This is a genomic window from Aureimonas sp. Leaf427, assembly GCF_001425485.1.
GTDB lineage: Bacteria > Pseudomonadota > Alphaproteobacteria > Rhizobiales > Rhizobiaceae > Plantimonas.
Genome location: NZ_LMQW01000002.1, coordinates 100,947 through 113,870, shown reverse-complemented (window position 1 = coordinate 113,870; position 12,924 = coordinate 100,947). Strand labels below are relative to the sequence as shown.

Below are 12,924 nucleotides of genomic sequence, written 5' to 3'. Positions count from 1 at the left end.
TGGCCGACGCGCCGCCGCAGGCTCTCCCGTTTCCAAGCCCCCGCCTCGACGCCAGAAGGAGCGAACCCATGACCGTCATTCTCCATCCCGCCGCCGTCACGCTGGCGACGATCGAACGGATCTACTGGACCGGCGAGGCCGCGCGTCTGGACGGCTCCTTCGACGCCGCGATCCGCCGGAGCGCGGAGCGGATCACGGCCATCGCGGGCGGCGAGGCGCCGGTCTACGGCATCAACACGGGCTTCGGAAAACTCGCCTCCATCAAGATCGACCCCGCCGATCTCGTCACGCTCCAGCGCAATCTGATCCTGTCGCATTGCTGCGGCTTCGGCGCGCCGCTGCCCGAAAACGTCGTGCGGCTCGTCATGGTGCTGAAGCTCGTCTCGCTCGGCCGGGGCGCGTCGGGCGTGCGGATCGAGGTCGTGCGGCTGATCGAGGCGATGCTGGAAGCCGGCGTCACGCCGGTCATCCCCGAAAAGGGCTCGGTCGGGGCATCGGGCGATCTGGCGCCGCTGGCGCACATGGCCGCGGTGATGATGGGCGCAGGCGAGGCGGTCTTCGCCGGCGAGCGCATGCCCGGCGCCGAAGCCCTCTCGCGTGCCGGGCTGGAGCCGGTCGTCCTCGCGGCCAAGGAGGGGCTCGCGCTGATCAACGGCACGCAGGTCTCCACCGCGCTGGCGCTGGCGGGCCTCTTGCGCGCCCACCGCGCTCTCAAGGCCGCGCTCGTCACCGGCGCCCTGTCCACCGACGCCGCCATGGGCTCCTCCGCGCCCTTCCATGCCGAGATCCACACGCTTCGCGGCCATCGCGGGCAGATCGACGCGGGCGCCGCGCTGCGCGGGCTCCTCGAAGGCTCGGCGATCCGCGCGAGCCATCTCGACGGCGACGAGCGCGTGCAGGACCCCTATTGCATCCGCTGCCAGCCGCAGGTGGACGGGGCCTGCCTCGATCTCCTGCGCCAGGCCGCGCAGACGCTGACGATCGAGGCCAATGCCGTCACCGACAATCCGCTCGTCCTCTCGGACGGCTCGGTCGTCTCCGGCGGCAATTTCCACGCCGAGCCGGTGGCCTTCGCCGCCGACCAGATCGCGCTCGCCATCTGCGAGATCGGCGCCATCGCCCAGCGCCGCATCGCGCTTCTCGTCGATCCGACGCTCTCCTTCGGCCTGCCCGCCTTCCTCGCCAGGAAGCCGGGGCTGAACTCCGGCCTGATGATCGCCGAGGTCACGTCCGCCGCCCTGATGAGCGAAAACAAGCAGATGGCCCATCCCGCCTCGGTCGATTCGACGCCGACCTCGGCCAACCAGGAGGACCACGTCTCCATGGCCTGCCACGGCGCGCGGCGTCTCCTGCCGATGACCGAGAACCTCTTCGGCATCGTCGGCATCGAGGCCGTGACCGCCGGCCAGGGGATCGAGCTGCGCGGGCCGCTCGCGACGAGCCCGGACCTCGCCAAGGCGCTGGCCGCGCTCCGCGCCATCGTGCCTTCTCTCGAGGAGGACCGCTATCTGGCGGACGACCTGCGCGCCGCCGCAGCCCTCGTGGCCGACGGATCGCTCGAGGCGAGCGTGTCGAAGGGGCTTCTGCCCGAACTTCATCCCTGACTGATCCAAACACCGCGCATTCCTGTCTGTCACGGCGGGCGGGAGACGAGGCCCTGCGCGCGGCCTTCCCCGAGCAGCCAGCGGTGGAAGGCCCGCGCGCCCGGCTTTTCCAGCGATGCCGGCGTCCAGGCGAGCTGATAGGGCAGCGGCAGCGGCAGGCGCAGGTCGTGGGGAACGACGAGGCGGCCGGCCTCCAGCTCCGGGCCGATGAAGGCCATCTGGGCGAGGACGAAGCCCTGGCCGGCGATCGCGGCGTCGATCGCCCCGCCGGACTGGCTGTAGGTGAGGTCCGGCTCCGGCACGGTGCGGCCGATCAGGCGCCCCCAGTCCGCCCAGCCCGGCCCCTCGACAAAGCGGGGGTTCCAGGCGATGTGGAGCAGCGGAAAGCGCAGGATGTCGTCCGGCGCGGAGAGGCTCCGCCCTTCGATCAGCTGGGGCGCGCAGGCCGGCACGACCTGATCGGTGAAGAGCTCGGCGCGGTGGGGCGGATGGGCCCGGTCGCCGTAATAGATGCGAAGGTCCGCCTCCCCGCGCGCGAGGTCCGGCTCCTCGTCGCTGCCGATCAGCGCGATGCGGGCATGGGAGCCGAGATCCGTCCAGTCGCGCATCCGGCGGCCGATCCACTTGCCGAGCACCGTCGTCAGGCAGGAGACGACGATCACGTCGGCGGCGGCGGCGCGCAGAAGCGTGCCGGCCTCGGCGAAGGCGGCGAAACCCTCGCGGATCTTGGCGTGATAGGTCCGGCCGAGCGGCGTCAGGCCGAGGCCCCGTCCGTCGTGCTCCACGAGCGCGACGCCCAGCGCCTCCTCGAGCTTGCGCAGCTGCTGCCCGACCGCCCCCGGCGTCACGCCGAGATCGCGCGCGGCAAGGCCGACGCTGCCGGTGCGCGCCAGCGCGTCGAAGGCCTGGAGGGCTTTGAGGGGCGGCAGTCGGGGCATGGCCGGCATCGAGGAGAAAGAGGCAGATTTTCTGCAGGATAGGACAGAAAAACTGCGCTTCCTGCAAGCCCCGGCCGGGCCATACTGAGCCCGTCGCACCGCCCCGCCTCCCGCTGCAGGACCCCCGCATGACCCGAACGGACAAGCTCAAGCTCGGCACCTTCGTCTATACGTTCGGCTTCCATCCGGCGGCCTGGCTGCATCCGGGCAGCGACGTGCGCGGCGCCAACGATCTTCGACATCTCATCGACTGCGCGAAGATCTCCGAGGCGGCCAAGCTCGACTTCATGTTCTTCGCCGACAGCCCGGCCTCGGCGATCGGCGACCCCGCCGCCCTCTGCCGCAACCCGACCAAGATGAACCGCTTCGAGCCGATCACGGCCATCACGGCGCTCTCCCAGCACACGAGCCGGATCGGCTTCGTGGCGACCGCCTCGACCAGCTATTACGAGCCCTACAACATCGCCCGGCTCTACGCCTCGGCGGACCATATGTCGGGCGGGCGGATGTGCTGGAACGTCGTGACGTCAGACCACGACGAGACCGGCTACAACTACAATCGCGAAGGCCTCGCCCCCCATGCCGAGCGCTACGAGCGCGGCGAGGAGTTCATCGACACGGTCTTCGGCCTTTGGGACAGTTTCGAGGACGACGCGCTGCTGCTCGACCGCGAGAGCGGCCTCTACTACGACAAGGACAAGCTCCACACGCTCGACCACAAGGGCAAGCATTTCCAGGTGCGCGGGCCGCTGAACATCGCCCGCACGCCGCAGGGGCGCCCGGTGATCGCGCAGGCCGGCGGCTCGGAACAGGGCATGGAGCTGGCCGCCCGCACCGCCGAAATGGTCTTCTCGCTCGCTTCGAACGTGGAGAAGAACCGCGCCTTCTACGCCAACGTGAAGGGGCGGATGGCGAAATACGGGCGGAGCGTCGACGACCTCAAGATCATGCCCGGCATCGTCATCAATGTCGGCGATACGCGCGCGGAGGCCGAGGCCAAGGCGAGCCGGCTCGTCGACCTCATGCATCCCGATGTCGGGCTTCTCATGCTGCAGGAGTTCCTGGAGGCGGACCTTCGCGGCGTCGATCTCGACGCGCCCTTCCCGATGGAGCGCATGCCCGAAAAGGCCAAGGGCTCCAAGGCCATGTTCGACGAGCTGAAGGCCTTCGTCACGCAGGGGCACACGATGCGCGAGCTGATCACCCATTACGCCCGCCAGCACACCGGCAACGGCCTGACCGGCACGCCGGCCGAGATCGCCGACTTCATGCAGGAATGGTTCGAGACCCGCGCGGCCGACGGCTTCATCCTCATGTGCCCGACGCTTCCTTCGAGCCTGGAAGACTTCACCCGCCTCGTCGTGCCCGAGCTCACCCGTCGCGGCCTGTTCCGCGAGGAATACGAGGGCACGACGCTGCGCGCCAATCTCGGCATCTCCACCCCGCCGAACCGCTACACGGTCGCGCGGCGGACCGCTTGAGCCGGGCCGTCGAACCCGCCGATTCCCGCAGAGAAGGACCTCGGACGATGAGTGGAGACGCCCTGCCCCGCCCGGTTCTTCGGCCGGGCGACGCCGAGACCTTCCGCCAGCTCTGGCGGGGCATCGGCTCGACGGTGACGCTGATCGCGACGGAACACGAAGGCGAGCGCCATGCGATGGTCGCCACCGCCGTCAACTCCGTCTCGATGGACCCGCCCTCGCTTCTCGTCTGCGTCAACCGCTCCGCCTCCTCGCACGACGTCCTGGGCGAGCGGGGCGCCTTCTCGCTGCAGATCCTCGGCCGGGAGGCCCACGAACTGGCGACGACGATCGCCGGCGCGCCCGCCCATGCGCGCCTGTCGCATGGCGGCTGGCACCGGCTGGACGCGCCGGGCGAGGCGATCGACGGCCTGCCCTGGCTGGAGGAGGCGCAGGCGAGGCTCTTCTGCGTCATCGACGCCCGCATGGCCTACGGCACCCATTCCGTTCTGATCGCCCGGATCGCCGGCGTGTCCGGGGCCGAGGCGGCCGATCCGCTTCTCTACTGCGACGGCAGCTACGGCCGCTTCGAGGCCCTCGCCGGCTGACCGGCCCTCGGGCGCCGGGCGGCTTCATACCAACGGCCGAAGATGCCGACGCATCCGGCCGTTGAAGACATTGCGAATGTCTCAATTTCGTCCGAGGCTTGAGACATTCGCAAGCGGAATACCAAGAGTCATTTCCAATGTCTCTCGGTATCAGAGATCGAAGATCTTGCCGGGATTGAGGATGTTCTTCGGGTCCAGCGCCCGCTTGATCTCCCGCATCACGTCCAGCGCCCCGCCATGCTCGGCCTCCATGTAGGGCTTCTTGCCGAGCCCGACGCCGTGCTCGCCGGTGATCGTGCCGTCGAAGGCGATCGCCATCTCGATCAGCTCGGCATGGAGGGCGCGGATCGTCTCGAGCTCACCGGGCTCGGCGGGATCGAAGAGCATGACGAGGTGGAAGTTGCCGTCGCCGACATGCCCGTGCAGCGGCGCCACGACGCCGGCGGCCTCGATCCGGTCCTTGATCGCGCGGATGACGGCGGGCAGGTTCGTGACGGGCACGCAGACGTCGGTCGAGAGGCTGCTGCAGCCCGGCTTCAGGGCGCGGGCCGCGTAGAGCGCGCTGTGCCGAAGCTTCCAGAGCGCGTTGTAGGCCTCCGGCGTCTCGGCGAGGCGGATCGTGGCGCCGTGGCCGGTGGCGAGGTCGCCGAAGAGGTCCATGTCGGCCGCAACCTGCAGCTCGGTTCCCGCCATGTCGACCATGAGGCTCGGCCGTTCCGGCAGGTCGGTCCGGTTGTAGAGGTTGATCGCGCGGACCTGCAGCGCGTCGAGAAGCTCGATCCGGTTGAGGCCGAGGCCGCACTGCATCGCCTCCACCACCGTCTGCGTGGCCGCCTCGATCGTCTCGAAGCCGTAGAGCCCGCCGATGGAGCGCTCGGGCACGCCGTGGAGGCGCAGGGTCAGCTCCGTGATGATGCCGAGCGTTCCCTCCGCGCCGATCAGGAGCCGCGTCAGGTCGTATCCCGAGGAGGACTTTCGCGCCCGCCCGCCCGTTTTCACGATGCGGCCGTCCGCCAGAACCACCGTCAGCCCCATGACGAGGTTGCGCATCGTGCCGTAGCGCACGGTGATCGTGCCGGACGCGTTGTTGGAGGCGAGCCCGCCGAGCGTGGCATGGGTGCCGACGTCGATCGGGAAGAAGAGGCCGGTGGCGCGCAGCTCCTCGTTCAGCGCCTGCCGCGTGACGCCCGCTTCCACCGTGCAGTCCATGTCGCCCTGGCCGATGCGCAGGATGCGGGTCATCCCGGAGAGATCGAGCGACAGCCCGCCCCGCACCGCCTGCACCTGGCCCTCGATGCTGGACCCCGCGCCGAAGGGCACGACCGGCAGGGCGTGGCGATGGCAGACCGCCATGACGGACGCGACCTCCTCGGTCGTCCGCGCCATGAACACCGCCTCGGGCGGCATGGCGGGATGCCAGCTGTCGCCGAGGCCGTGCTGCTCGCGCAGCGCCTGCCCGCGCTCGATGCGGCCGGGAAACAGGGCGTCGAGTTCGGCCCAGCCCGCGGAGATGTCGAGGCCCATGCCTGTCGTCCTTCTCGTCTCTATGACCTCGGGCGGCACGGCGTCGCGCATGCGCCCGCAGGGTTTCGCGGGGCGGCCCCCTTAGGCGCGCTCGTCCGACGCGGTCTCGTCGGACTGCGGACCGAACCGCGCCACGAGCTGGTGGCCGCTGCCGGGATAGAGCAGCCGGACCCAGGTGACCCAGTCGTTCGAGACATGGGTGCACCGCACGATTTCCAGGCACGCCTCGCTGACCGCCACGTCCAGGATGCGCGCCTCGCCGACCGTCGCGTTGACCGCCCGCACGCGGTGGCTGGCGACGCTCCAGGGAACGGTCTTGAAGAGCCAGGCGCCGGGCGCCAGATCGGTGAAGTCCTGGCTGGCCGCCTCGGCCGCGACGGCGGGATTGATGAGGCGCCGCTCCAGGCAGAACGGGGCGCCGTCCGCCAGATGCAGCCCTTCCAGCCGGACGATCGGCGCGCCCTCCACGACCTCGCCGAGAAGGCCGACATCCTCGCCCGAGGCGGGGCGGGAGACGTGCTCGCGCAGGGCGAACCGGTGCTGGCGGCCCGACGCGCGCACCTCGTCGCCGATGTCGGCGATGGCCATGACCACCGACTGCGCGCGCGGCTGGGCGACCTGCGTGCCGATCTTCTTGCGCCGGATCAGGAAGCCCTCCCGGGCGAGCTGCGCGAGCGCCTTGTTCATGGTCATGCGCGACACGCCGTAGCTCTCGGCCAGCTCGGTCTCCACCGGCAGCTTGAAGCCGGACGGCCAGCGTCCCTCCACGATCCGCGCGCGGATGTCGCCGACGATCCGGGCATGGCGCGTCGTGCCCGAGCGGGCGCGGGGCTCGGCGATGCCCGGCGCCCAGGGAAGCTCGTCGTCGCCGAGCCTATGCAAGCGACCGGTCCGCCGGGATCACGTCCACCCGGATCATGAGGGCTTCACCAGCATGGCCGCGCCGCGGTCGAGATAGGTTTCGAGGAACTGCGTGAGGCGGGGATGGCGCGGGCCGTCGAAGACCTCCTGGGGCGTTCCGTCGAGGAGGATGCGGCCGTGGTCGAGAAAGGCGATGCGGTGGCCCACCGTCGCGGCGAAGCCGATCTCGTGCGTGACGACGACCATGGTCATCCCTTCCGCGCCGAGATCGCGCATGACGTTCAGCACCTCGCCGGTCAGCTCGGGGTCGAGCGAGGCCGTCGGCTCGTCGAAGAGGAGAAGCTCGGGCTCCAGCGCGAGGGCCCGCGCGATCGCCACGCGCTGCTGCTGGCCGCCGGAGAGCTCGGACGGGTAGTGGTGCGAGCGCTCGGCCAGCCCGACATGGCGAAGCTGCGCCATGCCGCGCTCCTCCGCCTCCGCGCGGGACAGGCGCCGCACGGTGACGAGCGCCTCGGTGACGTTGCCGAGCGCGGTCATGTGGGGCCAGAGGTTGAACTGCTGGAACACCATGCCGATCCCCGAGCGGACCTGCCGGATGCGCTGGGCGGGGAGGCGCACGCGCCTGCCGTCCGGCTGCTCCTCGAAGCCGAGCGGCTGGCCGTTGACGAGAATCGTGCCCGTCGTCGCCTCTTCCAGAAAGGCGATGCAGCGCAGGAGCGTGGACTTGCCGGAGCCGGAGGGGCCGATCAGCGACGTCGTGCGGCCGCGCGGGATCTCCAGCGAAATGCCGTGCAGGACCTCCGTCTTGCCGAAGGTCTTGGACAGGTTGCGGATGGAGACGGCGGAGGGAGCGGTTGTCATGCGAACCTGAATTTCGAGAGCCGGCGCTCCGCCGCCCGTCCCGCCCAGCCGCAGGCCTCGACCAGCAGCCAGTAGACCAGAGCGAGCAGGAAGAGCGATTCGACGAAGGCATATTGCTGGGAGCCGAGCGCGCTGATGACGGCCGTCATTTCCGGCACGGCGATGATCGAGAGGACGGCGGTCTCCTTGAGGAGCACGACCGCCATGTTCACGCATTGCGGCAGGACGAGCAGCGTCATCTCGGGCACGAGGATGCGGCGCAGGATCTGCGCGCGGCTGAAGCCGGCGCATTCGGCCGCCTCGATATGGCCCTTCGGCACCGCCTGGAAGCCGGCGCGGAAGATCTCGGAGAAATAGGCGGCCGCATAGAGGGTGAGGCCCAAGAGACCGGCGGGGACGGGATCGAGCCGCAGGCCGACGAACGGGCCGCCGAAGTAGAGAAGGAAGATCTGGACGAGGAAGGGCGTGCCGCGCAGGACCTCCACCACGAAGCGAAGGCCGAGATCGAGCGGCCACCGCCCGGAATGGCGCAGGGCCGCGACGACGAAGCCGAGGGCGGCGCCGGCGACCATCGCCGCCAGCCAGATGCCCAGCGTGACCTTGAGGCCGGAAAGGACGGCGGGCAGTGCCGCGACGATGACGGAAGCGTCGAAGCTCATGCGAGCGAGCCCTTGCGCATCCGGCGCTCGGCGAACCAGCCGCCGCCCGCCACGATCCAGTTGATGGCGAGATAGATGCCGCCCGCGACCGAGTAGAAGAGGAGCGGCCGATAGGTCGAGGCCGAGAGGTTCTGCGCCATGCGCGTCAGCTCGACGACGCCGACGACCGAGATCAGCGAGGAGGCCTTGAGGATGAGGATGGCCTCGTTGACGAGCGCGGGAATGGTGAGGCGCAGGGCGATCGGCGCGCGGATGCGGCGGAACTGCTGCCAGGGTGTGAGGCCGCTCATGTCGGCGGCCTCCAGGAGACCGCGCGGAACGCTCTGGAACCCGCCGCGCAGGTTCTCGGCCTGATAGGCCGCCGTGCAGAGCGACAGGCCGATCAGCGCGGCGACGACGCTGGGAACGCTGAGGCCGAGCGTGGGAAGCAGGTTGTAGATGAGGAGGAGCTGGACGAGGAGCGGCACGCCCCGGAAGAAGCTGACGAAGACATCGGCCGGCCAGCGCAGGAGGCGCCGGGGCGAGAGCTTGGCCGCGCAGACGACGAGGCCGATCACGAGCCCGATCGCGATCGAGGCGAAGCTGAGAACGACGGTGTAGCCCGCCGCCGCCAGCATCAGCTCGAACAGTCGCATCGACATGGCGAGTTCCCGTTGGGTTATGATCACGCGAAGCCGCAGCCGCCGGCCCGCCTGATCGGAGGCCGGGGCTGCGGCTGCGGCATCGCTTCGTTCGAAGCTTTAGAAGGCGGGTTCCGGCGCGACGTCGGGCGTGTCGAAGGACGTGCCGAACCACTTCTCCTGAAGCGTCTTCATCCGGCCGTCGCCCTTGATCTTGACGAGCGCCGCCTGGACGGCGTCGAGCAGGGGCTGGTCGTCGGCCTTCTTGGTGCCGATGAAGCCGAAATAGCTCTTCTGGCCGAAGGCGGGCTCGACCACGGCGAACGTGTCGGGCTGCTTGGAGGCGACATAGGCGATGTTCGGCAGCGAGTTCGCCACCGCCGCGATGCGCCCGGTCGCCAGATCCGCATAGGCCTCGTTGAAGCCGGGATATTCGCGCGTCTCGACGGGCTGGGGCAGCGTCTTGCCGAAGGCCTGGACCTGGGCGAGCTGGGAGGTCGCCTTGCCGGCGCCCACGACCTTGCCGGCGATGTCCTCGGGCTTCTGGATCGTCTCGTCCTTGGCGCCCTTCAGGATCGCGACCGTCGCCTCGGCGACCGGCGAGAGGAAGCGGTAGCGCTCGGTGCGCGCCTTGGTGATGGTCGCAGGTCCCGCCACGATGTCGAACTGGCCGGCCTCGAGCGCCGGGAAGACGCCGTCCCAGGGCAGCTCGGTCCATTCGATCTTGACGCCGAGCTCCTTGCCGATCTCCTCGAAGGCGTCGACGTTGAGCCCGACATGCTCGCCCGCCTCGTCGATGAAGTCGAAGGGCGCGAAGGCCGTCTCGGTGCCCACCTTCAGGACGCCCGCCGCCTTCACGCGCGCCAGCGCATCCTCGGCATGGGCCGCCTGCGGCAGGGACAGCATGAGCGCCAGACCGAGCGTGGCCTGCAAGAGAGTGCGTTTCTTCATTCTGATCTCCACGGGGCCGGAACCGACCGAAACAGCGTCGTCTTTCGTCATATGCATAGACATATCATGACGATTCCGGCCGAATGTCAATTCGAGGGCATTATCGAACCTGAGTAAAAGATGGGCAAGCGCGGGCGGATTCCTCAACCCCGCGCGATCTCCCCCGGCGGGGGACATTCGGTGGAGAAGAGGCGCTCGACGACGAAGTCGACGAAGACGCGCACCTTCGGCGAGAGGTGACGGCTCGACGGCCAGATGAGGTTGAACTGGCCGGGCGCGTCGAGATGATCGACGAGGAGCGGCACCAGCGCGCCGGAGGCGAAGGAGGCCTCCGCCAGGAAATCGGGCATGCAGCCGATGCCGAGCCCCCGCCGCACCGCGCCGTTGAGCGCCTCCATGTTGTTGCAGGAGAGCACGCGGCCGATGGGCGGTTCGGGCTCGCCCTCCGGCAGGCGCAGCGGCCAGGGCTGGACCTTGCCGCTGTTGGGATGGCGAAAGCCGATGCAGCGATGGCGCGCCAGATCGCGCGGGCTTTCGGGCCGGCCGTGGATTTCCACATAGGCCGGCGAGGCGCAGAGCAGAAGCTGGAACGGGCGCAGCGCCCGCACCATGAGGCGGCTGTCGGGCAGAAGCCCGCTGCGGATGGCGACGTCGACGCCCTCCTCGACGAGATCGACGATGCGATCGGTGAACTCCAGCTCGAGCTCGATCTCTGGGTAGCGCGCCATGAAGTCCGGCAGGACCGGCAGGAGGAGATGATAGGCGACGACCGGGCTGGACACCTTGATGCGCCCGCGCGGCGCCTCGCGGGTCCGCATCAGGCTTTCCTGCGCGTCGTCGAGATCGTCGAGAATGCGCCGGCAGCGCTCGTGGAAGGCGCGCCCCTCCTCCGTCAGCCGCAGGCTGCGGGTCGAGCGCTGCACGAGCCGCACGCCCAGCTGGTTCTCCAGCCGCGTCACCGCCTTGCCGACGGCCGAGGGCGACAGGCCGAGCACGCGGCCCGCCGCGACGAAGCTTCCCAGATCCGCCGTGCGGACGAAGGCGGAAAGGCCGGTCAGTCGATCCACGATCGCCTCATTCGAGCGCATCTTTCCATAATGATCGGACCTGCCGTCGTCTTATCGGGAATTCGAGCCGGAATAAACTGCTGGTCGATCGGGGAGGCCTCTCCCCGCCCTCCAGCAGATCGGACCCGTCTCCATGTCCACCGATATGTCGATCGATCGCATCGCGACGCCGGACGGCGCCTTGCCGCGGCTCGCGCTCCTGGCGGTCTGCCTCGCCGCCGCTGCCATGCCGCTGACCTTCACCGGCACCGCCGTCGCCCTGCCCGCCATCGGCCGCGCGCTCGGCGGCACGCCGGTCGCGCTGGCCTGGGCGACGAACGCCTTCATGCTGACCTTCGGCTCCGGGCTGATGGTCATGGGCGCGCTGGCCGACAGCCACGGGCGCAAGCGCGTCTTCCTCTCCGGCACGCTCGCCTTCGCGCTGGTCTCGCTGGCGCTCGCCTTCGCGCCGAACATGCTCGTCTTCGATCTCCTGCGCGGCGGACAGGGCCTCGCGGCGGCGGCGGCCTATGCCGGCGGCTCGGCGGCGCTCGCCCAAGTCTTCGAGGGGCGCGCGCGCCTTCGCGCCTTCAGCCTCGTCGGCACGAGCTTCGGCGTCGGCCTGTCGCTCGGCCCGATCGCCTCCGGCCTGATGATCGAGGCCTTCGGCTGGCGCAGCATCTTCCTCGCCGTGGTCGCCTTGACCGCCCTCGCCTTCGGGCTGGGATCGTCGGCGCTGACGGAAAGCCGCGATGCCGCCTCGCGCGGTCTCGACAGGCCGGGCGCGGCGAGCTTCACCGCCATGCTCGCCCTCTTCACCTACGGCATGCTGCTCGTTCCCGAGCGCGGCTGGAGCGACGCGGCGGTGCTCGGCCTTCTCGCCGGGTCCGTCCTCGTCCTCGCGCTCTTCGTCGCGATCGAGCGGCGGGCCCTGCGGCCCCTCCTCGATCTCACGCTCTTTCGCTATCCGCGCTTCGTCGGCGTCCAGCTTCTCGCCGCCGCCCCGGCCTATGCCTTCGTGGTTCTCCTCATCCTCCTGCCCGTGCGCTTCATCGGCATCGAGGGCATGAGCGAGGTCGCGGCCGGCAGCCTGATGATCGCGCTCTCCGCGCCGCTCCTCGTCCTGCCCGTCGCGGCGGGGCTGCTGACGCGCTGGTTCCGCGCCGCCACGATCTGCGGCGCGGGGCTTCTCGCCTCGGCGGCCGGCCTGTTCTGGCTGGCCATGACGCCGGTCGGCTCGCCCGCCGCCGTCACCGCGCTGCCCCTCCTCCTCGTCGGGACGGGCATCAGCCTGCCCTGGGGGCTGATGGACGGGCTGGCCGTCAGCGTCGTGCCGAAGGAGCGCGCGGGCATGGCGACCGGCATCTTCTCCACCGTGCGCGTCGCGGGCGAGGGCGTGGCGCTCGCCATCGTCGGCGCGATCCTCGCGATGCTCCTGGCGGGACGGCTCGGCGCGGCCGGACATGCTGGCGACATCCCCGCCTCGGCGCAGCATCTGGCGGCCGGCGATCTCGCATCCGCCCTCGCCCTCCTCCCCGGCACCGATGCCGCTGGCCTCCTCGCCCTCTACGGAGAGGCCTTCGCCTGGCTCCTCTTCCTCCTCTCCGCCATCACCACCGTCACCGCCCTCGTCGTCTTCCTGTTCCTGCGCGAGGAGGAAGCCGCCGAGGAGGACGCCCCGAACGAGGGGCCGGCCCCTTGCGATCCCTCGCACGGCACGACGAGGCCGGCCTGACGGCGGAAGGCCGTCATAGGCTGCCGGCGAACGCCGCCCGGCCGGCAGCCTCGATCC

12 protein-coding genes are annotated in these 12,924 nt (G+C 70.0%); 4 read left to right on the top strand and 8 right to left on the bottom strand.

What is annotated here, in order from left to right; all coding sequences use genetic code 11:
- Window positions 1–68: 68 nt before the first annotated feature.
- A complete protein-coding gene (gene hutH, locus ASG62_RS03230) occupies window positions 69–1,604 on the top strand; it encodes a histidine ammonia-lyase (RefSeq protein WP_057180273.1) in 1,536 nt (511 codons plus the stop codon).
- Between the two features lie 29 nt (window positions 1,605–1,633).
- On the opposite strand, the gene ASG62_RS03225 is transcribed toward hutH, so the two are convergent.
- Window positions 1,634–2,542 (bottom strand): LysR family transcriptional regulator, encoded by a 909-nt coding sequence (locus ASG62_RS03225; RefSeq protein ID WP_056698102.1) that lies wholly within the window; start codon window positions 2,540–2,542, stop codon window positions 1,634–1,636.
- 128 nt (window positions 2,543–2,670) lie between these two features.
- On the opposite strand from ASG62_RS03225, the gene ASG62_RS03220 reads away from it, so the two are divergent.
- Together ASG62_RS03220 and ASG62_RS03215 are read left to right on the top strand one after the other, a co-directional pair.
- Window positions 2,671–4,023, top strand: coding sequence for an LLM class flavin-dependent oxidoreductase (locus ASG62_RS03220; RefSeq protein ID WP_056698099.1), 1,353 nt, complete (start codon window positions 2,671–2,673; stop codon window positions 4,021–4,023).
- A gap of 47 nt (window positions 4,024–4,070) precedes the next feature.
- Window positions 4,071–4,610, top strand: a complete 540-nt coding sequence (locus ASG62_RS03215) for a flavin reductase family protein (protein ID WP_056698096.1) — start codon at window positions 4,071–4,073, stop codon at window positions 4,608–4,610.
- 150 nt (window positions 4,611–4,760) lie between these two features.
- Here ASG62_RS03215 and ASG62_RS03210 read toward each other — a convergent pair whose 3' ends face one another.
- From ASG62_RS03210 to ASG62_RS03180, 7 genes are all read right to left on the bottom strand, one after another.
- Window positions 4,761–6,134 (bottom strand): FAD-binding oxidoreductase, encoded by a 1,374-nt coding sequence (locus ASG62_RS03210; protein WP_056698092.1) that lies wholly within the window; start codon window positions 6,132–6,134, stop codon window positions 4,761–4,763.
- 81 nt (window positions 6,135–6,215) lie between these two features.
- Window positions 6,216–7,016, bottom strand: coding sequence for a UTRA domain-containing protein (locus ASG62_RS03205; RefSeq protein WP_056698089.1), 801 nt, complete (start codon window positions 7,014–7,016; stop codon window positions 6,216–6,218).
- Between the two features lie 33 nt (window positions 7,017–7,049).
- Entirely contained in the window at window positions 7,050–7,856 is an 807-nt protein-coding gene (locus ASG62_RS03200; protein ID WP_056698086.1) for an amino acid ABC transporter ATP-binding protein, read from the bottom strand.
- The gene (locus ASG62_RS03195; protein WP_056698083.1) at window positions 7,853–8,515 is read right to left on the bottom strand and encodes an amino acid ABC transporter permease; all 663 of its coding nucleotides are present in this window, start codon (window positions 8,513–8,515) and stop codon (window positions 7,853–7,855) included. Before ASG62_RS03195 ends, ASG62_RS03200 begins: the two co-directional genes overlap by 4 nt.
- A complete protein-coding gene (locus ASG62_RS03190; RefSeq protein WP_056698080.1) occupies window positions 8,512–9,156 on the bottom strand; it encodes an amino acid ABC transporter permease in 645 nt (214 codons plus the stop codon). The genes ASG62_RS03195 and ASG62_RS03190 overlap by 4 nt, the downstream gene beginning before the upstream one ends.
- Before the next feature lie 99 nt (window positions 9,157–9,255).
- On the bottom strand, window positions 9,256–10,086 hold the full coding sequence (locus tag ASG62_RS03185; RefSeq protein ID WP_056698531.1) for a transporter substrate-binding domain-containing protein: 831 nt from the start codon (window positions 10,084–10,086) through the stop codon (window positions 9,256–9,258).
- A 143-nt stretch (window positions 10,087–10,229) separates the two neighbouring features.
- Window positions 10,230–11,153, bottom strand: coding sequence for a LysR family transcriptional regulator (locus ASG62_RS03180; protein ID WP_056698527.1), 924 nt, complete (start codon window positions 11,151–11,153; stop codon window positions 10,230–10,232).
- 133 nt (window positions 11,154–11,286) lie between these two features.
- Here ASG62_RS03180 and ASG62_RS03175 point away from each other — a divergent pair, with 133 nt between their 5' ends.
- Window positions 11,287–12,867 carry an MFS transporter gene (locus tag ASG62_RS03175; protein WP_244487663.1) on the top strand — a complete coding sequence of 527 codons (1,581 nt, stop codon included), beginning with the start codon at window positions 11,287–11,289 and terminating at the stop codon, window positions 12,865–12,867.
- The last annotated feature ends 57 nt before the right edge of the window (window positions 12,868–12,924 follow it).